The sequence below is a fragment of the Nibrella viscosa genome (genome assembly GCF_039541875.1).
Lineage (GTDB): Bacteria > Bacteroidota > Bacteroidia > Cytophagales > Spirosomataceae > Nibrella > Nibrella viscosa.
This window is the reverse complement of the sequence record NZ_BAABHB010000007.1, coordinates 191382-213223: the sequence shown is the minus strand read 5'-3', so window position 1 is coordinate 213223 and position 21842 is coordinate 191382. Positions and strand designations below refer to the sequence as shown.

Below are 21842 nucleotides of genomic sequence, written 5' to 3'. Positions count from 1 at the left end.
TAAAAGTAAATTGTAACCAAATGATGCTAACACCGGTTGTCCGCACCATACTTTTCCTGAACATTATTGTTTTTATACTTGAATCATATAACCCTGGATTAATTTATCAGTTCGGACTCCGGTCTTTTTTGTCCCCGGACTTCAATCCGGTACAGCTTATTACCCATATGTTTATGCATGCGGGTTTTATGCATATTTTCAGCAATATGATTGGTCTGATCATATTTGCACCTATGCTGGAGCGGGTCTGGGGACCCCGGCGGTTTACATTTTTTTATTTTTTTACGGGTATCGGGGCGGCCCTGCTCTTTTCGGGCATCAACTATTTTGAATCGGCGGGTATGTACGATGCGGCCAGGACGTACCCGCTCAATCCGTCACCAGACGCGTTTATGGACTTTATTACCCGGTACGCCAGTGGTTTATACGATCAGGTATCCGGGTTCATGGAACAATACGAAGCCCAACCCAATAACCCGGCCTTGATTGATGGCAGCATAAAAATTGTAAACACATACTTTAGTCGGCAAGTTTATGAACCAATGGTAGGGGCGTCGGGGGCAATATTCGGGATTATTATGGCGTTTGGCATGTTATTCCCTAATACTCAGTTATTCCTGTTATTTCCGCCGATACCTATTAAAGCGAAGTACCTGGTGATCTTTTACGGAGCATATGAGTTATATTCGGGAATATACCGGTCTCAGGCTTCCAATGTGGCGCACTTCGCTCATATCGGGGGTATGCTCTTTGCTTTTATCTTAATTAAATATTGGGGGTCTCAACGAAAAACATTTTACTAAGTGATGAGCGGGTTGTTCGATGACTTTCGATCCGAGTTCAATAAGCCCAACAACACGTTGGTTCAGCTTATTTTGATTAACACGGTGATTTTTCTGGTACTGCTTCTGTTGAAGGTGATCCTGGCAATGGCGCAGACCGATGGTTTGTATGGCCTTATCCGGGAGCAAATGGCGATGCCTGCTTCGATCAACTCGTTTATCCGGCGGCCATGGACGGCGGTGACCTATTTCTTTACCCACGAAGAGATATTTCACATATTATTTAACATGTTGTATCTGTACTGGTTCGGCCGGCTCATCGATGAGTATCTGGGTAGCCGGCGGCTGGTCAGCCTATATGTGCTGGGGGGGCTGGCTGGTGGGGTGGCCTATATGGCTATTTATAACCTGGTTCCCTATTACCAGAATCTGGTAGCCGGCTCGCATATGGTAGGCGCGTCGGCGGCTGCCTTTTCGGTGGCGGTTGGTGCGGCTACGCTGTTGCCTAACTACACGTTCCATCTGCTTTTTTTTGGTCCGGTCCGGATCAAGTACATTGTCTTTTTCTTTATTGTCCTGTCATTTGCCCAGTCGATCGGCCCTAATGCCGGCGGAAATCTGGCGCACCTGGGCGGGGCTATTATGGGATTTGTGTTTATCAAGCTTCTGCAGAACGGCACCGATCTGGGGCGACCTATCTACTGGGTAGCCGACGGCTGGCAGGGCCTGTTCAAAAAAAAACCGGCCGTTAAAGTTTCGTACCGGCAGCGGAGTAATGCCAATGCTCACACCAGCACCTATGCTTCTCCCGGAGCATCGTCGATTTCGATGCCCGATCAGGACGAAATCGATGCAATCCTTGACAAAATTTCGCGCTCCGGGTATGAGAGCCTTTCCCGCGAAGAGAAACAGAAACTCTTCCGCGCCAGCCAGCGTAACTGACACAGCTGTTGTTACCCCTGGTTGTTAATAATCCCGACCTGCCGCTTAGTCAGGCCGGGATTTTTATTGGGTATGCCGCTGCCTCACCCATAACGTATAGAAAAAGTGCGATTTGTTGATTGGCAATGTACCCTATTCAGGAGGGCTTACTGAGACTTTTACAAAAGGTATGTATTCGAATTGTTCAAAAAAGCCGTATTTTAGCTGTCCTGTTTCAATGCCTGACACAGGCTGTGCCAGGCGTGATAAAACATTACACTTTATCCGTTTGTTGTTGCAAGACAGTCACTTCTGCTGTTATCCATATGCTAATCACCCCCGGCAAACTGTTAGCCACCATCGATACCCCTGACGATCTTAGGAAACTCAGCAAAGAACGATTACTTCAGGTGTGCGACGAACTCCGTCAGTTCATTATCGACAATGTTTCCGTATATGGCGGGCACTTCGGTGCCAGCCTGGGCGTGGTCGAACTAACGGTAGCGCTGCACTATGTATTCAATACACCCGACGATCAACTGGTCTGGGATGTGGGGCATCAGGCATACGGACATAAGATTCTGACCGGCCGGCGCGACACCTTTTATACAAACCGCTTCTACAAAGGCCTGTCGGGCTTTCCCAAGCGTAAGGAGAGTATGTTCGATAGCTTTGGCGTCGGGCATTCTTCTACGTCTATCTCGGCTGCGCTGGGTATGGCCGTGGCTTCACAACTGCAGAACCTGCCCAACCGTCACCATATTGCGGTGATCGGCGATGGCGCTATGACTGCCGGTCTGGCGTTTGAAGGCATGAACCATGCCGGCGCTACCAACAGTAACCTGCTCATTGTACTCAACGACAACTGCATGTCTATTGACCCTAACGTGGGCGCGTTGCGTGAGTACCTGACCGATATTACCACCTCGCATACTTATAACAAGGTAAAAGACGAGGTCTGGAACCTGCTGGGTAAGATGAGTATGTTCGGCAAGAGCGCGCAGGAAATCGTCTCTAAGCTCGAAACAGGGCTGAAAGCGACGCTGCTGCACCAGAGCAACCTGTTCGAGTCGCTGAATCTGCGCTATTTTGGCCCCATCGACGGGCACGACATCGATCATCTGACCAGCGTGCTGGAAGACCTTAAAGATATTCCCGGTCCCAAACTGCTGCACTGCCTGACCGTGAAAGGCAAAGGCTACGGACCCGCCGAAAAAGACCAAACCAAATGGCACGCGCCTGGTTTGTTCGATAAGGTGACCGGTGAGATCAAGAAAAAAGTATACGATGCCCCGCAGCCGCCCAAATACCAGGATGTGTTTGGCCACACGCTGGTGGAACTGGTGGAGCAAAACCCCCGCGTAGTGGGCGTTACGCCGGCTATGCCGTCGGGCTCGTCGATGAATATCCTGATGAAAGCGTATCCCGAGCGGGCCTTTGATGTAGGTATTGCCGAACAACATGCCGTTACTTTCTCGGCTGGTATGGCTACGCAGGGCGAGGTGGTGTTCTGCAATATCTATTCCACCTTTATGCAGCGGGCCTACGATCAGGTGATCCACGATGTCTGCATTCAGGAACTGCCGGTTATTTTCTGCCTCGACCGGGCGGGCTTTGCCGGTGCCGACGGCCCCACTCATCACGGTGCCTATGACATCGCTTTTATGCGTTGCGTGCCCAACATGATTGTGTCGGCTCCCATGAACGAGCAGGAGTTGCGTAATCTGATGTTTACAGCGCAATCGGCCGAGATTCAGTCTGGCAAACAGGCGTTTACCATTCGTTACCCACGGGGTGAGGGCGTTATGCCCAACTGGCGCACACCTTTGGAACAGATTCCTGTCGGCAAAGGCCGTATGGTGCAGGACGGCGAGGATGTGGCGATCCTGACCATCGGGCATATCGGCAACTACGCCGTTCAGGCGTCGGCCCAGCTCCGGAAAGAAGGCCTGAACCCGGCGCACGTCGACATGCGGTTTGTGAAGCCGCTGGATGAAGAACTGCTGCATTCGGTATTTCAGCGTTTCGATAAGGTATTGACCGTAGAAGACGGTTGCCTGATGGGTGGCTTCGGCAGCGCCGTGCTGGAATTTATGGCCGAACATGGCTACATGGCACGGGTAAAGCGGCTCGGTATTCCAGACGCCATCGTTGAGCATGGCGAGCAGATCGAACTGCACCGGGAGTGTGGCTTTGATCCGGAAGGCATTGCCCGGGCGGTCCGGGAGCTAATTTTCACCGGCCGGCGGCAGGCGCTCGTTGTATAGAATAAAATCTTCTTGTAAATAGAACGCGGGAATAGCACGCGGATGACGCAGATTGAGCGGATTAGCGCGGATTTTATTTTAAATCATCTGCGTAAATTGGCCCAATCCGCGTCATTCGCGTGCTATTCCCGCGTTTTACTTATAAATCAAGCAGATGAACGTATATAAATTTGGTGGAGCCTCGGTCAAAAACGCCGATGGCGTACGGAACCTGGCTAAGATTGTACAAACCCAGGCCAACGGTGATTTGCTGATTGTGGTATCGGCCATGGGAAAAACTACCAATGCGCTGGAGGAGGTAACCCGGGCCTGCCATCAGCAGCAGCCGGCAGAGGCTTACAGCCGCTGGCAAACCGTTCGGCAATACCACGAGGCCATTATGAACGAGCTGAGCGATCAGTCGCCGGTGCCGGCTTTTGCCCCCGTTTTTGCCACCTTCTCCCAACTGGAACGGTATCTGCAGCAAACGCCTGACGAATCGTATGATTGTGTTTACGACCAGATCGTGTCTGTCGGCGAAATTATCTCCACCCAGATTGTAGCGGCTTACCTGAACAGCACCGGTATTCGGGCGCACTGGGCCGACGCCCGCCAGCTGGTCCGCACCGACAATACATTTCGCGAAGGAAAAGTGGACTGGGACGTAACCTGCCGGCAGATTCAGCAGATGGCGCAATCGGCAGACGGAATTATCGTTACCCAGGGCTTTATTGGCCAGACGCCCGACGGCTACACCACCACACTCGGCCGCGAAGGCTCCGACTACACGGCCGCCATTTTTGCCTTCTGCCTCAATGCCGATAGCGTCACCATCTGGAAAGACGTGCCGGGCGTTCTGAATGCCGATCCGAAATGGTTTGATGAAACGGTACTGCTGGAGAGGTTAACCTACCAGGATGCCATTGAGCTGGCCTATTATGGCGCTACGGTGATTCACCCTAAAACGATAAAGCCGCTGCAGAACAAAGACATTGCGCTGTATGTGCGGTCTTTTTTACAGCCTCAACAGCCGGGTACCGAGATCTGCAACAACGAACACCACCTCGACATTCCGTCGTTTATCTTCAAAATCAACCAGATCCTGATCTCGCTGCACCCGTACGACTTCTCGTTCATTGCCGAAGACAACCTGAGCCGGATTTTCGGCCGCTTTGCCGAAGCCGGCGTGAAGATCAACCTCATGCAAAACACGGCCATCAGCTTTTCGGTCGTGGTCGATAACAACCCTGACAAAATACCAGCCCTGCTGGAACGGCTGAAGCAGGATTTCCGGATCACCTACAACGATGGCCTGGAACTGATCACCATCCGCTATTACAACCAGCGTACCATCGACCGCGTATGTATCAATAAAAAGCTGCTGCTGGAGCAGAAAAGCCGCTATACCGTGCAGCTCGTGGTGAAAGATCTTGGGTAACATACCCACGGGTTAAAGATGGCGAACCACCGTTGATACGTGGGGCTGTCAAAACTTCGGGCACGGAATTTTCCGGTCTTTACGCCGGACCCGGTTACGTTTGTTTATTTCAAGCTTGTCGAAGGTGTATGACAGCGATATTTCATGGGAGCCGCCACTGCCGAACCCCAGCGTCGAAACCGTTGCATCGTAGCTGTAGCCGATCGAGAAGTTGTCGGCGCGGTAGCCGATCAGAGCCGCCAGCGCATCGTGGTTGTTTATGTTCTGGGCGTATTTCTTTACGGGTAGCCCCCGGTACCAGAGCCCCAGGGTGATAGGCGAGTAGGTCAGATAAGCACCCATATCCAGTTGGTCATATTTTCCTTGAAACTTATAGAGAATGGCCGGCGAAAAGCTGATTTCGCGATCCCACTCATCGGCCGTTCCCGTGAAGCCGTCGAGCGGAATGCGCAGACCGGCATGAAAACTGCCTTTCATGGGCAACCGGCTATTGTCACCCACAAAGAAGCCCTGATTAGGCCGGTTAATGTGGTGGGCCGAAACCCCCATCCAGAACCAGTCGGAATAAAACAGACCTCCCGTTGAGAAATCGAGGTAGTTGTTGTTGGGTTGCCCGCCCGCCAGGATAGGGTCGCTGCTGGGGTTGCCCGTGAAGCCACCGCTGGAAAGCTGATCGCCAAACGTTAGGCCAAAATAGTTGATATTGCGGTTCACATACGAACCCTGCAGGCCCAGCCGGACATAGGATTCTTCCCCCACCTGAAACTGATAAGCGTACTGCAGACCAATATCGGTCGATTTGATCCGGCCCTGACCCTGATTGTCGTTGACGAGTAACAGGCCAATGCCGCTGTTGAAACGGGGCATATAGTGGTCGATACCAACCGCCGTGGTCACGTAATTGGTAATAGCCGGCCACTGGTTGCGGTAGTTCATGGTAATGCGTGGTGCCAGGGCTGAGCCGGCAAACGCCGGGTTCAGGTAGAGCGGGGCTGCAAAGAATTGCGTAAACTGCGGGTCCTGCGCATACGTCAGCCGACCCAGCAGCAGCAACAGACTCAACAAAATAGATTTCTTACCCATAGGAGAGGGAGCTAATGCCGGCGGTTTGCCACTGTTCTTCTCAAGAAATACGATATTACTGATAAAAAAGTATAAAGCAGTCGGTCTGAGAAAGACTTTATTCTGTGTGTCGGGTGGCTACGTAAAATTTACGTACTTGTATCGCTGATAGGATGAAGTTTTGCGACAAAATTTTACGAATCCGTTTTCGTTTACAATAACGTAATGCCCCCTTTAACTGCTATGCCTGGGGTGGTGTTTGGTCAGGATGGCTAACGGCAAACTACATGTACTTCACTATACTACATAAACACATCATTGGCTTCTTACTGGCGCTGTGCCTGATCGGTGGCTGGACCACCGCCCGGGCACAGGTGCTGGATCCCTTACCCGGCGGAATTACCGTCAGGGGTAAGTTTTGCGTACCCGTTGATGAAGAGTGCAAAACCGATTCGTTGACGTTTGCCGACTCGACAAGAAACATTCGGGATATTCAATGGGGGTTTCAGGACCCTGCCGGCGGACCAAGTAAAATTCTAACCGGCAAAACCGCTAAAAACCTGTACCAGCAGCCAGGGGTCTATGTTATCTCTGTAAATCGTACGCGGGATGATGGAACGGTTCTGCCGCCAGTGCAGATCCGGATCAATATCGGCGTTCCTCCTCCGCCGTTCCGGAACTGGCGCCCCGACACGACTATTTGCCAGGGAGAGACCATCGATCTGAATCCGTACCCAGGTCAAACCGCTAACCAGTATCGCTTCCTGTGGTATCCGAAGGGCGATACAACGCAGGTACTTAAAGTAGACAGCTCAGGGTGCTACTCGGTAGAGGTGCGCGACCCGGAAACGGGCTGTACCACACAGGACCGCATCAACGTGGATGTCTGCGGGGAGCAGAAACAGGCGCAGGGCGTTAAATGGTATTTTGGCAGCAATGCCGGCCTTGATTTCAGCGGGGGAGGAGCCAGTCCTATCGACGATGCCAAACTAAATACAATTGAAGGGTCTTCGGCGATATCCAACACCAAAGGGGAACTGCTGTTCTACTCCGACGGGATTACCGTTTTCGATAGAAACGGAGACCGGATGCCTTCGATAATCTTTGACCGGGACGGTAAGCCCACTCTGGTCCAGGATACCATCAGCCTGGGCGGAAACCAGCGGTCTACCCAGTCGGCACTGATTGTTCCGAAGCCGACCTGCCGGGGTTGCGAGTACCTGTATTATGTGTACACTACGGCCGAAATCAACGGCACCCGTCGCCTTACCTACAGCGTGGTCGATATGCGCTACAATAACGGCAAAGGGGCGGTTGTGGAGAAAAATATTCCGCTGTCTGAGCAAAGTACCGAGCGCTCGGCTTCGGTGAAGAATGAACGCGACAGTACGTATTGGGTAATCACGCACGACTATGGTACCAACCGCTTCCGGGTGTATCACCTCACCCAGAGCGACACCAAAGAAGAAAAGATCTACGACCTGGGTCAGGCGCATGATACCCCCATCCGGGGCGAAGGCTACATGAAAATTGGCCCGGCCGATACCAGCGGCAACGGCAACCGGCCAATGGCAGTGGTTATTCCCGGCCCGCCAAACAACTCCATCGACCTGTTTACCTTTAACGACTCCACAGGGGTGCTTACCTTTAATCGAACGATTCAGTTGGGGCCGGCCCCGCCCAAAGCCTATGGGGTGGAGTTCTCGCCGGATGGGACCAAGCTGTACGTGTCTATGCTGGGCGACTCGGCCAACAACAACACCTCGTATCTGTTGAGTTACGACCTCACCCAGACAGATTCCGCCGGCATTGCCGAATCCAGGGTGGTAATCGATAGTTCGACAACACGTCAGTACGGTGCTTTACAGATTGCTCCCGACGGTAAGATCTACGTAGCCGTAAAAGGCAGCAATTCGCTCGGGGTGATTGAGAACCCCAACGGCGGCAGCCTGCTGGACAGTCTGCGGTTCAATCCCCAGGGGCAGAGCCTGGGCGGAAAAACCAGCCAGTTGGGGCTGCCCAACCTGGTGGCCAACTTCAACGATCAGTCCAGCGGCCCCGGTATCTCCCATGCCGATACGTGTTCGGGCTCCCCGACAACCTTTGAGATCGGACCCAACTGCCCGAAACTGAAAGAAACGTATACGCTGGACTTTGGCGACGGCACGGCCCCAAAATCCTTTACATCGGCCCAGCCCCAGAAGCATACCTATAGGTCGGCCGGGACGTACTATGTTAGCCTCCGGATTGTGACGCAAAAAGCAACGGGCGGCATCTGTAAGGATACCCTTATCCGCGATACCGTGCGAATAATTGATCCGCCCGCCAAGATTGACCTCGGGCCGGATATAGATTCCTGTAAGCTAAGTGTGACGCTGGACGCCAAAGTGCAGGCGCAGGCCTATTTCTGGATCTTTAACAGGCGGGTTATTGCCCGAACGAGGCAGCTAACGGCCACCCGCCCCGGTCAGTACGTGATTGTGGCTGCCAACGGCGAGTGTTTCCAGACCGATACCATTCAGGTGAACCTGCGCCGGCCGCCTTCGCTGGACCTGGGACCCGATACTACCTTCTGCCAGGGAACCACCTATGCCCTGACCGTGCCCCAGCAGACCTGGACCCGTTTCCAGTGGAGCAATGGGGTTACCCAGCGCGATAATCCGGTATCCCGGCCGGGAACATACATTGTGAAAGCGCAGAACGACCTGGGTTGCGAAAATAGCGATACCATTGTCCTGCGGCAATCGCCAAAGCCGGTGCTGGCGGCTACGCTGGGAGGGCCTACTACCTGTACGGCTACCGATGGCTTTATTGAGGTACGACCAACCCCGGCCGGCTCCTACACCTTTGTCTGGAGTCGCAGCGGATCGGCCCTGCCAAGTGTGTCAAACCGCTTGAATAACCTGCCTGAAGGGCAGTTTCAGGTAAGAGCGACCAACGAAAATACCTGCACTGTCGATACCTCCTTTACGCTTAACTCCCCGGCCAATCAGCTCCGGGTGGTCTCTCAGCCCAGGCCCGCCTTGTGCAGCCAGCCGAATAGCGGATCAGTAGCGCTCACGATTACGGGAGGTACACCCTCCACCTATATCTGGCGCGATGCCGGCGGTAATCAGATCAGCCAGAATCCGATCCTGACCGGCGTGCTGTCGGGCACCTACAGCGTAGAGGTAACCGACGTGGGCGGCTGTAAAGCCACGGCCGACAATATCCGGGTGGGGCTGGATAGTACCGGTTTTGCCAGCCTCGGCCCCGACCGCCGGATTTGCGTGGGCGATACGGCGGTGCTGATTCCGATCGACGGCGGCTCCCTGGCGGGTAATACGTACCAGTGGAGTACCGGGGCCAACGGCCGGTCGGTCGTAATTAATGCGCCCGGCACGTATTCAATTGTGGTCCGGAATACCATTACCGGCTGTGTGGGCCGTAGCACCGTGCGGGTGACCAATAAGCCCCAGCCGGCGTTTACACTGACCAAAGAAGCAGCGCTGTGCGTGCCCGAAAACGGAACAACCCGGTTAACGGCCGGCGGTGGGCCGGGGCTGCGATTCTTCTGGCCTCAGTTGAATGACAGCAGCCGGGTGGTTACCGTCAGACAGGCTGGAACATACCAGCTTCAGGTTGTTGACCAGGAGGGCTGCCGGGCGCAGGACGTTGCCAGGGTACTTGACCTGTGTGAGCCCCGCGTGCTGGCGCCGGAAGCGTTCACGCCGAATGGCGATGGCATTAATGATACCTTTACCGTTTTCACCGCCTACATCACCGACTTCGACCTGAAGATCTACAATCGCTGGGGAGAGGTGATCTTTCAGAGTGATGATCCGGAGAAGCGCTGGGATGGTACCTACCGGGGATCCATGTATCCGTCGATGCTGTATCCGTACGTGATCACCTTCAAAAGTCAGTACTTTCCGGAGCGCCCGAAGGAGGTAAAACGGGGGTCTATTCTGCTGATCCGGTAGTGCTTTTTTGCCGTTTTTTTCGTAAATTTACCCAAAACAGACGGTAAAAAAGGCATTTTTGCCGGACTGAAAACGACGAACAGATAAACACATGCGGAAAGACTTCATGAAAGGAACCACAGACGGGATGACGGCCACTGACCGCGAAATCGAACGGGCTTTACGGCCCCTTTCGTTCGACGATTTTACGGGGCAGAAGAAGGTGCTCGACAACCTCGAAGTGTTCGTTAAAGCCGCCAAGCAACGGGCCGAAGCCCTCGACCACGTGCTGCTGCACGGCCCTCCGGGCCTGGGGAAAACCACCCTGTCGCATATCATCGCTAATGAACTGAATGCAAACATTAAAATGACTTCGGGGCCGGTGCTCGACAAACCCTCCGACCTGGCGGGCTTGCTCACCAACCTGCAGCCCAACGACGTTCTGTTCATCGACGAGATTCACCGGCTCAACCCCGTGGTGGAAGAGTACCTGTACTCGGCCATGGAGGACTATAAGATCGACATCATGCTCGACTCCGGCCCCAACGCCCGGACCGTGCAGATCAAACTGAATCCGTTTACGCTCATTGGGGCAACCACGCGGGCCGGAATGCTGACATCGCCGTTAAGAGCACGCTTTGGTATTAGTTGCCGGCTGGAGTACTACGACGCGCGGCTGCTGACCACGATTGTGCAGCGCTCAGCCGCTATTCTGGCAACCCCGATTGATGAGGAAGGGGCTTACGAAATTGCCCGCCGGAGCCGGGGTACCCCGCGTATTGCGAACAACCTGCTGCGCCGGACCCGCGACTTTGCGCAGGTAAAAGGTAACGGCTACATCACCGTCGACATTGCCGAGATCGCACTGACTGCGCTGGACGTAGATCAAAACGGCCTGGATGATATGGACAATCGAATCTTGTCGACCATTATTGAGAAGTTCAAAGGCGGACCGGTGGGCCTGTCGACCATTGCAACAGCCTGTGGGGAAGAAGCCGAAACGATTGAAGAAGTGTATGAGCCGTTTCTGATTCAGGAGGGCTATCTGAAGCGGACTTCACGGGGGCGGGAAGCTACCGAAAAAGCGTATCACCACCTGGGTATTATGCCGACATACCGGACGGGTGAGTTATTCGGTTAGTCTATAAAGATAGTAGCAAAAAAGGCAACCTGTTGTGGGTTGCCTTTTTTGCTCTAGTTCAGAATCTTGCTTCGGTAAATACATTCGATAATCTCGGATACAGCGTTGTCGACCAAAAAATAATAAATGTTTTTCCCACTCCTTCGTATCTCCAGAATACCCTTATCCCGCATGTTAATGAGGTGGTGAGAAATCAGCGACTGTTCGGCGTTCAGATTCTTGTAAATCGTCGAGACGTTCAGTTCCTTGTTCTCGTTCAGCATCTGGATAATCTTAATGCGCAACGGATGAGCTACGGCTTTCAACACGTACGCAGCTCGCTCAATTTTTTTTTCGTCATCTAACACTTTTTCTGTTGCCATAATAACCTACTGTTGGGTGTGCCGTGAAAAGTTAACTAAATTCTGGAACTAACAGATAAATAGATGGTTGAATGTCGGTGTGAATTTATCGTAAGGCCTGTTTTCCTATCCTATTATAGAATGTGAACCTTTTAATGATTAACTAAGGGATGTAACCAATGTTTGTGTTAATTGTAAATTATTTAGTCTATAGGCCAACAATATTGAAATGGCGGGCCGACTTAGTCAAAGAACCGACCAGCCAGCACCGCCCATTTCCAAGCTCCCGCCAGGGATTCGTACCAGATATCCTCAGTTAAACGCTACTGTGGATAACTCTGTGGATAAGTCTGCTTTATTTCTGCCGGAAAAATACGGTAATCGGCACGCCCTCAAAGCCAAAGTTTTCCCGCAGCTTGTTCTCCAGAAACCGCTCGTAGGGCTCTTTCAGATACTGTGGGTGATTCGTAAAGAAGATAAACGTTGGTGAGGGTGTCGGCAACTGCATGGTATACTTAATCCGGATGTACTTACCCCGATGCGCCGGTGGCGGATACGCTTCAATAATCGGCAGCATGGTCTCGTTCAGCTTCGAGGTGGCAATTTTCTTGTGCTTGTTCTCGTAAACCTCCATTACCTTCTCCATTACCTGAAAAATCCGCTGCTTCTCGTGAACAGACGCAAAGATGATGGGCAGGAAGTCGATAGGAGCCATCCGGCTGTGAATCTCCTTCCGCCACACATCGGCGGTCTTGGTGTCTTTCTCAATGGCATCCCATTTGTTCACCATAATGACCACACCTTTCTTGGCCCGTACCGCCTGTCCGATGATATTCATGTCCTGCGACTCAAGGCCACGGGTCGCATCCAGCATCACCACGCACACATCCGACTCTTCCATGGCCCGGATTGAACGCAGAATGGAGTAGAACTCGATATTGTCTTTGATCTTGGCCTTCCGGCGAATACCGGCCGTATCGGTCAGGATAAAATCTTTGCCAAAGGCTTTGTACCGGGTGTTGATGGCATCGCGGGTGGTGCCGGCAATATCAGTGACAATGCTCCGTTCCCGGCCCAGCAGCACGTTCAGAAACGACGATTTACCGGCATTTGGCCGGCCCAGAATAGCCACTCGGGGAACGCCGGCCTCCGGATCTTCGATACCGGTATCTTTAAAATGCTTGACTACCTCATCCAGCAACTCGCCCGTGCCGGTGCCCGTCTGCGCCGATACCGGAAAGATCTCGCCCAGCCCCAGCGCGTAGAACTCACCGGCGGCCTGCTGCCGGTCTATCGTTTCGGCTTTGTTGGCCACCACCAGTACCGGCTTCTTCGACCGGCGCAGCACATCGGCAAACTCCTGGTCGAGGCTGGTGAGGCCGGTCATGGTATCCACCATAAACAGCAGCACGGAAGCTTCTTCAATGGCCAGCTCCACCTGCTCGCGAATGGCTCCCTCAAAAATGTCTTCGGAGCCGACGACATAGCCGCCGGTATCGATCACGGTAAAATACTTGTCGGTCCACTCCGCCTGCCCATAATGCCGGTCGCGGGTAACACCGCTCTGGTTATCCATAATAGCCTGCCGCTGCTCAATCAGTCGATTAAAGAGCGTGGATTTGCCCACATTCGGCCGGCCCACAATTGCTACAATATTTGCCATACTTTTTAGTCGATAATCGATAGTCAATAGTAGTTAGTGCATCTGACGTCAGCACTAACTACTATTGACTATCGACTAATCACTTTTACTCACTTTGATCATACCCAAACCGCCGGAGGGTTCGCTCCTTGTTGCGCCAGTCGGGTTCTATTTTAACAAACTGTTCAAGGAACACTTTTTTTCCGAAGAAGCGTTCCAACTCTTCACGGGCCATAATGCCCGTCTTTTTGATCATGTTGCCGCCTTCGCCCAGCAGAATGGCCCGCTGCGTGGCCCGCTCGACCAGGATCTCGGCCTGAATGACAATAATGTCTTCTTTCTCTTTAAAGCCGATTACCACCACCTCGGTGCTGTAGGGGATTTCCTTCTTATAGTTCAGGAAAATTTTTTCCCGGATAATCTCCGATGCAAAGAACCGCTCGGGCTTATCGGTCATCTCGTCTTTGGGGAAGAACGGCGGATGAAGCGGCAGTCGGGTAATAATGGCGTCGAACACCTGATCGAGATTAGCCGCGCCGATGGCCGAGATCGGAATAATGTCTTCGGCTTTGAAGTTCTGCTGCCAGTATAGCTTTTTCTCTTCTACCTGTTCGGGGGTAGCCAGATCAATCTTGTTGATGAGCAGCAGCACGGGTGTCTGGCTGTGCTGGAGCCGCTCGATAACGTCGTTCTCGTCGTGCTTTTCAAAGATGTCGGTGACAAACAGAATCACGTCGGCATCTTCCAGCGAGCCGCGCACAAAGCTCATCATCGATTCGTGGAGCTTATACTGCGGCTTGATAATGCCCGGTGTATCGGAATAGATCAACTGAAACTCCTGCCCGTTGTGTACCCCGTTAAGAATACCCATGATGCGGTGGCGCGTTGTTTGCGCCTTGGAGGTGATGATCGACAGCCGTTCGCCGACCAGTTGGTTCATCAGCGTCGACTTCCCCACGTTGGGTTTACCGATGATGCTGACAAAACCGGCTTTATGCTCCGGCGCATAGGTTTCGTTTGAGATGTCCATAAAAGAATGATAATCAGGCCGAATAGTGGCAGCCCCAGAAAAAAACTCCCCTCCGGACAAAACTATTTTGCGGGGAGGGGTGTTATTTTTTTACAAAGGTAGTTGTTTTATCACAAAAGACTACTACTTTTGCACCCACAACATCGCGGGATGGAGCAGTTGGTAGCTCGTTGGGCTCAAGTAACTGCGAAGTCAGCAGGTTTATGAATACGAAACTGAAGGGTGATATAGCCGACAAGCCATAACCCTTCAGGCGCTGAAACGAGGTTGGGGCGTTCTCCGGCCAGTAGGCGACAGGTTACCGTACGATTTAGTCTTTGACGTTAACGGTTACCTTCTGAAAGTTCAGGTAAAAAGTGCATGGTACGACTTAGGTCGAAACAACTATGTGGTCGATACCCGAAGAACAAAAACTAACAGAAGGCGAATGTTACGTGAACGCTACAGCAAAAACAATTTCGACTTTGCCATAGCGTACATTGAAGAAAAAGATAGTACGTACGTTTTCCGGTGGATGTATTCATAAGTTACGGTAGCGAGATACACTTGATCGAGACCGACAGGCGACAGCGTAAACCCCGATCGGCGGATTACAAAGATGCTTGGATGCTGATAGAGCAGAGGGCAGTATTGAAGGAAACTTCAATATGTACTCCTGTCAAACTCGGGGAAGCCGTTAGTGTGGTAATCCCGAGCCAAGCTTCAACGAAAGTTGAAGAAGGTGTAGAGACTGAATGGCAGGTACCCTAACGTAAAGACGAGGGTAAAGAGACAGTCCAGACTACAAATTCCGGAAGGCCGGAAGCAACGAAAGTTGTAGTAGTAAGCATAACCCAAAGGTCGCTGGTTCGAGTCCAGCTCCCGCTACTAGAATAAAGCCTGATTAGCGTCCAAAAGCTAATCAGGCTTTTTGTTTATAGGCCGCTCTGGTGTGTCAAATATCCTTGTTGTACGGACACGCTGTTCGTAGCTTCAGAAATTGCCATTGAACTCATTCCCCGTTTTTACGTCTTTTAGGGTAAACGAATTGACTTTGCCAATCCCCGCAAACTTGATGCTTACCCCATAAACCCGCTTTAATGGTTTCTGATAGCGGGCTTCGTACACCTTCCGGCCGTTGATAAAAAGCTGAGCGTGCTGATCAAGAACCCGTAGCTTCAGCGTTCCACCGGCGCGCAGGTCGGCCGCCATAAACCGCAGGTCATCTTGTTGCCCGATTTTGTATTGTTCTGACAAAATAAGGTGGGTCCAGTACTCACAGCCCGGTTTCATCACATCGAATGAGTGATTAGACAACTCACCATTCACCGTAATACTCACCTGCGAACAGCGCACACCGGTTCGGGTTGGTGAGGTTACAACCGCTGTAGTGAGCTCAAAATTGTCGCCGTCGATATTGGTGACCTGGGTATTGACAAACTCAATAAAAAACGTACGGTTCGTGTCGACACCCGCCTTAACGGCTTCAACGGCGCTGATGCTCCGCTGCCCGTCCAGAAACAGATTCTTTCGTTCGATGGGGTAGACCCGCGACGTATCGTACATCATATAGGCAGTAGCCGTCCAGCCTTTGGTAGGCAGGTAGACCGTAGCCGTATCGAGCCGTTTTGTGCCCTGGCGCAGTACGGCAAAGTACCGCCCCGGCATTTCGTAGTAGTGGTTATGCCGGCGATTTTTCAGGATGACCGGTTTATGACGTCCATCTCCAAAATCGATAGTGTAAGGCGGCAACTGAGCGGCCGGCCGGGTGAGCCCCGAAACGTCAAAATTAGCCGAGTGGGGGTTCTCACCCACTGGATTTTTACACACCAACTGCACCGAATCGGTCGCAATCGTTTCGGACAGCGGAGTTTCAGGCAACAGTATGACAACGGCTACCAGCATCAGGGCGGCCATCATGGTCACCCAAACCCATCTTTTCGGACCTCGTTTTTTTGGGCGGGGTGGCTGGCGGGGAGACTCGGCAACCAGCTCAATCTCCGGTTGTTCGTTATGGTTAACGGCCGGGCTTTCGTAAATGGCTCTAACCGGAGTTGCCTGCACGAAACTATCCCAGTCGGAATAACCTACATAACTGGCCAGTGCGTCGCGGGTTGCCTTTTGCGGATAGTAGCGGGAGTCCGTCTTGATTTTACCAAATATACGTTTCAGGGTATTCGGACTAATCCGCACTCTGGTCTTCCGAAAAAGTATATTACTCAGCTGAACATAGTCGCCGTTGGTCCAGGCCGCCCGGTCGGGCTTGCCATAGACCTCGCTCACCTGCTGACAACAATGCTCTAGGTGGTAGTAGAAGCCAACTTTCTCCTGTCCGTTCTCTGCAATCATATTTCCGCAACTATCTATAAATCAGCAAGATGGCTTGTCCATAATTTTGAGTAATCAAATGGTCAAACCGGTCTGTCCGGTCTCCGCATAGTGCAACTTTATATTTGCTTACTGATAAATCACTGATCTTTTAACCACAAACCAGGCTATGACCCCATGAATATCGGAAAAATTATGCGACAAAAATACGTATTGTTATGTGGCCTGTTGCTAAGCTGGGACCCGGCCGCTCTGGCACAGTCGCGCCAGATTAGTGGCAAGGTTACCGACGAAACCGCTAACGATTTACCCGGCGTCAGTATCGTTGTCAAAGGTACACAGCGGGGCACCGTTACCGATGCCAACGGCGCGTATAAACTGACGATTCCCGATTCCCCTTCAGTAGTACTGACATTCTCGTTTGTCGGCTACAAAAGTCAGGACATTAATGCCCAGGGACAGACCACGATCAATGTAAACCTGCAACCCGATCAGAACTCGCTGGAGGAGGTTGTGGTAGTAGGGTATGGTACGCAGAAGAAAAAAGACCTGACCGGCGCCGTTACAACCATCGATGCCAAAGACGTGGGCGGTCGGCAAACCGTTCAGATATCGGAGGCACTACAGGGCAGCATTGCAGGGGTATCGGTTACCCGCTCCAGTGGCGCACCCGGAGCCGGAGCCAACATCCTCATCCGGGGCATTACAACCCTGGGCACCAACAGTCCGCTCATTATTGTTGATGGCGTGCCGGTGAACAGCATTGATAACGTGAACCCCAACGATGTCGAAAACATCACGGTACTGAAAGATGCCGCTTCGGCGGCCATTTACGGGTCGCGGGGGGCTGCCGGCGTGGTACTCGTAACCACCAAGCGGGCCCGCGAAGGGCAAAGCAGCTTTGAGTACAACGCTGAATACGGGGTGCAGAAACCTACCGCTTTGCCCGCTTATGCCGGCGCACCGGAGTACATGCGGCTGTTCAACGAGCAGGCTACCAACGATGGCTCGTCCAGCGGACCGTATTCGCAGGATTTCATCGATAATTTTGAGCGGTATAATCGCGAGAAACCCGATGTATTTCCGTTTGCCAATACCGATTGGCAGAAAACAGTGATGACCCGGGCAACTGCTCCCCGCATACGGCATGACCTGGTGTTTACGATGGGTACCAACAAAATCAAAACCAAGGCGTCGCTGGGTTACACAAAATCAGGTGCTTTTTATGATAATTACACCTACGAACGCTATCTGTTCCGGGTAAACAACGACCTGCAGATCAACGCCAAACTAGGCGTGAACCTGGACATGGCCTACAAACGCACCGGTACGGTTACGCCCGTTGTTAACCCGATTTACGAGGCCCGGGTTATGCCGCCCATCTACGATGATTTCTACACCAACGGCCAATATGCACTGGCCAAAGATGGCCGGAACCCTATTGCCCAACTGAACGAAGGGGGGACCAGCAACGGTACGTTTAACCAGTTGATGGGGCGACTAGCCTTTAATGTCAAACCCGTTGACGGGTTGACGCTCACGGCGCTGATTTCGCCCACCATCGATCTGGATAAATCCAAAGCCTTCTCGAAACGCATTTCATTCACCAATCCGGATGGTAGCGCCAGCTCGTTCAGCAATCAGCCCCGCACAACATTAACGGAGGGTCGGTCCGAAAATCTGATGCTGACCGGTCAGTTACTCGCAACCTACACCCGGAATTTTGCCGGTGGGCACAACGTGGATGTGCTGGGTGGCTACGAAGAAATCTATTCTCGTAATGAATCGCTGTCGGCTTCCCGGAGTGGCTTTGCATTAACGGCTTTTCCCTACCTCAACGCGGGTTCGCTGGAACTGCGGGATAATGCGGGTAGCGCCAGTGAGGTTGCCCTCCGGTCAATTTTTGGGCGGGTAAAATATGATTTTAAAAACAAGTACTATATCCAGGGAAACCTCCGGTACGATCAGTCGTCTCGGTTTAACCGGCAGTACCGCGACGCCCTGTTTCCCTCCGTTTCGGCGGGGTGGACGCTGTCAGAAGAGAATTTTCTGCGTGAAAACCGCTGGATTTCATTTCTGAAGCTACGGGGTTCGTACGGGGTAGTAGGCAACGAGCGGATTGGCAGTTACCCTTACCAGGCAACCATCAGCTTCAGCAATGCCCTGTTTTACCAGAATGGCGTGGTGGTACCGCTGAACGGTGGGGGACAGGTCGACTATGCCGTAGAAAACATTTCCTGGGAAACTACGCGGACGATGGATGTCGGTCTGGACGCGGCTTTCTTCAACAACCGGCTCACGCTCACCGCCGATTATTACCAGAAACGTACATACGATATTCTGCTGGCGCTGGATATTCCCCTGTATCTGGGATACGAACGCCCGCAGCAGAACGCTGGTATTCTCGACGTAAAGGGCTGGGAGCTGGAAACCAGCTGGCGCGACCGGATTGGCAAGGTAAACTACTCGGTTGCATTCAACCTGTCGGATGCCCGGTCAAAAATCGTTGATATGAAAGGAACCCAGATGTTGGGTAGTCTGTCTACCTTCAAAGGCAGCGAGTACAACGAATGGTTCGGCTACCGCTCGGCCGGTTTGTACCAGACGCAGGACGAAGCCACTAGCTCGCCCCGGCTAAACACCAACGTTACGGCCGGTGATGTCCGCTACGTGGATATCAACAACGACGGCAAAATTACCCCCGATGACCGGGTGCTGCTGGGTGGCTCGCTGCCCCGGTATCTGTACGGCAGCACCCTGCGGTTCGACTACAGCGGCTTCGATTTCGGACTGGTGATGCAGGGCGTCGGCAAAAAGCTCAGCCGCCTGCCCGATGAAGTTGTCCGACCCTTTGCGGAGGCTTTCGGGAATGTGCCGGCGGAGCTAATCGGTAGGTTCTGGAGCAAAACCAATACGGCCGAACAGAACCTGCAGGCCCGCTACCCCCGGCTGTCGACCCGGTCGCTGGGAGCGAATTACGAATCTTCCGACTTCTGGCTGATCAGCGGGGCTTATTTCCGGGTCAAAAACGTAACGCTCGGTTATACGCTTCGCCCCGATTGGCTCAAGCGCACTGGTCTGCAATCGACACGGATTTATGTGTCGGCCAACGATGTATTTGCGCTGCACAAGTTTCCCAGATACTGGGATCCCGAAGTGGGCAATTCGTCCTATCCCATTGTAACGACCTTACTGGCCGGTGTTACCCTGCGGTTTTAAGTGTATTCATGAACAGCCTAACTGATTTTATTGCATGAAAAATATAGCATGTATACTCCTGCTGATAACCGGCGTTACAGCCTGTCATACGCTGGACCTCAATCCGCTTTCTGAACCTTCAACGGCCACCTTCTACTCAAACCAGACCGAACTTGAACTGGCCGTGAATGACCTGTACCGACTTGATTTCTGGGGAAACGACAACGAGCAGTTTACCGATAACTATTGGCATCGGGGGCAATTAGGCAATGCCGTCACCTTTGGTACCATGAATGCCGAAGACCCTACCGCACAAGCTTACTGGACAGCCTGCTACAAAGCCATTGCACGGGCCAATTCCTTCCTGGCCAACAAAGACCGGGCGGCCGCCAACACCCCTGCGCCGGTTATAACCCGGCTGGAAGCCGAGATGCGGCTGATCCGGGCCTACCAATATTCCCGGCTCATTACCCACTTTGGCGATGTACCGCTCATCACGAAGCCCATCGTACTGGAAGAATCGTACAACATTACCCGGACCAATCAGGCTGAAGTGCTCAAATTCGTCTTTGAGGAACTTGATTTTGCCGGCGCCAACCTGCCGCAATCGTACGCAGGCTCGGCCGTAAAACGACTCACCAAAGGCGCAGCGCTGGCGGTTAAAGCCCGCACCGCGCTTTATACGGGCAAATGGGCCATTGCCCGCGATGCCGCTCAGGCCATTATGCAGTTTACGGGACCCGGAGCTTATAGCCTGCACCCCAATTACGGCCAGCTCTTTCTGAAGGCCGGCGAAACCAGTAACGAACTTATAATCAGCGTTCCCCGCGACGAAGCGCAGAAAGTCTTTACGTCGGGCACTGGTGTTCGGGATCAGCTCCCCCGTACAACGGGTGGTTTTGGGGCTCAGATTCCAACTCGCTCTATGGTGGATGCCTACGAAAGCCGCGATGGGCTTCCCATTGACGAGTCGCCGTTGTACAACCCCAAAGAGCCGTTCAAGAACCGGGACCCGCGCCTGACAGCCAGTATTGTTGAATTTGGCACACAGTGGCTCGGCTATGGGTATCAGCCCCACCCCGACTCCACAACTGTATTCAGCAGTAAAGAAAATCGGCGGGTATCAAACCTGGATACACGGGCCGTGGCTGCCTTCGCCAGTTTTACGGGCTTTCTCTGGAAAAAAGGTATCGACCAGAGCTGGGCCGACAAACAGAGCGAAGATGCCGATGCACTTATTATTCGCTATGCAGAGATACTGCTTACCTATGCCGAAGCGAAAATTGAGCTGGGCGAAATGGATGCAAGCGTGCTGAACGCCATTAATCAGGTACGGGCCAGAGCCTATGGGGTGGCCGTGGGACAAACGTCGGCTTACCCGGCTGTGACCACCACTGACCCGGCCAAACTCCGGCAGATTATCCGGCGTGAACGGCGGGTTGAATTCGCCAAAGAAGGATTGCGCTACATGGACCTGATCCGGTGGAAACTGGCCGAAAAAGCCCTGACACGACCTGTTATCGGCTTGCCCGACCCGGCGGCTCAGAACCGGGCAAAATGGCCCTTCCCCGGCGTAACGCCCCTGGACGACAACGGTATCCCCGATTATTCGGTTTTTGGAAGCGATGTAAAAGTAGTCGCTCAGCGTAGCTTTGATAAGTCCCGGCAGTACCTATGGCCTATTCCGGCGCTGGAGCGTCGGGTTAATCCTAACCTCACCCAGAATCCTGGCTATTAAATCGGTCTGAATGCCTAACTTCCTATGTACTTACATAATGCGTTAATTCTTGCTT

At 52.8% G+C, this 21842-nt stretch carries 14 protein-coding genes; 9 read left to right on the top strand and 5 right to left on the bottom strand.

All coding sequences use genetic code 11. The annotated features are described in order from the left end of the window. Positions 1-23 precede the first annotated feature (23 nt). The 4 genes from ABD931_RS18070 (at position 24) to ABD931_RS18055 (ending at position 5387) form a co-directional block, all read left to right on the top strand. Positions 24-803 (top strand): rhomboid family intramembrane serine protease, encoded by a 780-nt coding sequence (locus ABD931_RS18070; RefSeq protein ID WP_345269322.1) that lies wholly within the window; start codon positions 24-26, stop codon positions 801-803. A gap of 3 nt (positions 804-806) precedes the next feature. After that, positions 807-1724, top strand: coding sequence for a rhomboid family intramembrane serine protease (locus tag ABD931_RS18065; protein WP_345269261.1), 918 nt, complete (start codon positions 807-809; stop codon positions 1722-1724). Positions 1725-2029: 305 nt separating this feature from the next. After that, positions 2030-3970, top strand: a complete 1941-nt coding sequence (gene dxs, locus ABD931_RS18060) for a 1-deoxy-D-xylulose-5-phosphate synthase (RefSeq protein WP_345269260.1) — start codon at positions 2030-2032, stop codon at positions 3968-3970. 154 nt (positions 3971-4124) lie between these two features. Further along, positions 4125-5387, top strand: a complete 1263-nt coding sequence (locus ABD931_RS18055) for an aspartate kinase (protein ID WP_345269259.1) — start codon at positions 4125-4127, stop codon at positions 5385-5387. Positions 5388-5435: 48 nt separating this feature from the next. Here ABD931_RS18055 and ABD931_RS18050 read toward each other — a convergent pair whose 3' ends face one another. Continuing rightward, positions 5436-6470 (bottom strand): PorP/SprF family type IX secretion system membrane protein, encoded by a 1035-nt coding sequence (locus tag ABD931_RS18050; RefSeq protein ID WP_345269258.1) that lies wholly within the window; start codon positions 6468-6470, stop codon positions 5436-5438. A gap of 266 nt (positions 6471-6736) precedes the next feature. On the opposite strand from ABD931_RS18050, the gene ABD931_RS18045 reads away from it, so the two are divergent. Continuing rightward, a complete protein-coding gene (locus ABD931_RS18045; RefSeq protein WP_345269257.1) occupies positions 6737-10411 on the top strand; it encodes a T9SS type B sorting domain-containing protein in 3675 nt (1224 codons plus the stop codon). Between the two features lie 91 nt (positions 10412-10502). Then, entirely contained in the window at positions 10503-11531 is a 1029-nt protein-coding gene (gene ruvB / locus ABD931_RS18040; RefSeq protein ID WP_345269256.1) for a Holliday junction branch migration DNA helicase RuvB, read from the top strand. Positions 11532-11584: 53 nt separating this feature from the next. Here ruvB and ABD931_RS18035 read toward each other — a convergent pair whose 3' ends face one another. The 3 genes from ABD931_RS18035 to era form a co-directional block, all read right to left on the bottom strand. Further along, a complete protein-coding gene (locus ABD931_RS18035; protein ID WP_345269254.1) occupies positions 11585-11893 on the bottom strand; it encodes an ArsR/SmtB family transcription factor in 309 nt (102 codons plus the stop codon). Between the two features lie 334 nt (positions 11894-12227). After that, complete coding sequence (der, locus tag ABD931_RS18030) at positions 12228-13535, bottom strand: ribosome biogenesis GTPase Der (RefSeq protein ID WP_345269253.1); 1308 nt, start codon at positions 13533-13535, stop codon at positions 12228-12230. A gap of 85 nt (positions 13536-13620) precedes the next feature. Next, the gene (era, locus tag ABD931_RS18025) at positions 13621-14544 is read right to left on the bottom strand and encodes a GTPase Era (protein ID WP_345269252.1); all 924 of its coding nucleotides are present in this window, start codon (positions 14542-14544) and stop codon (positions 13621-13623) included. 241 nt (positions 14545-14785) lie between these two features. On the opposite strand from era, the gene ABD931_RS29260 reads away from it, so the two are divergent. Beyond that, entirely contained in the window at positions 14786-15070 is a 285-nt protein-coding gene (locus tag ABD931_RS29260) for a group I intron-associated PD-(D/E)XK endonuclease (RefSeq protein WP_370469330.1), read from the top strand. Positions 15071-15516: 446 nt separating this feature from the next. Here the strand turns inward: ABD931_RS29260 and ABD931_RS18020 are convergent, their stop codons facing one another. Further along, positions 15517-16872, bottom strand: a complete 1356-nt coding sequence (locus ABD931_RS18020) for a hypothetical protein (RefSeq protein ID WP_345269251.1) — start codon at positions 16870-16872, stop codon at positions 15517-15519. Positions 16873-17028: 156 nt separating this feature from the next. Between ABD931_RS18020 and ABD931_RS18015 the strand changes: the two genes are divergently transcribed. Together ABD931_RS18015 and ABD931_RS18010 are read left to right on the top strand one after the other, a co-directional pair. Continuing rightward, positions 17029-20070: a SusC/RagA family TonB-linked outer membrane protein gene (locus ABD931_RS18015; protein WP_345269250.1), complete on the top strand. Its 3042-nt coding sequence runs from the start codon at positions 17029-17031 to the stop codon at positions 20068-20070. Between the two features lie 34 nt (positions 20071-20104). Further along, positions 20105-21787, top strand: coding sequence for a RagB/SusD family nutrient uptake outer membrane protein (locus ABD931_RS18010; RefSeq protein WP_345269248.1), 1683 nt, complete (start codon positions 20105-20107; stop codon positions 21785-21787). Positions 21788-21842: the final 55 nt, after the last annotated feature.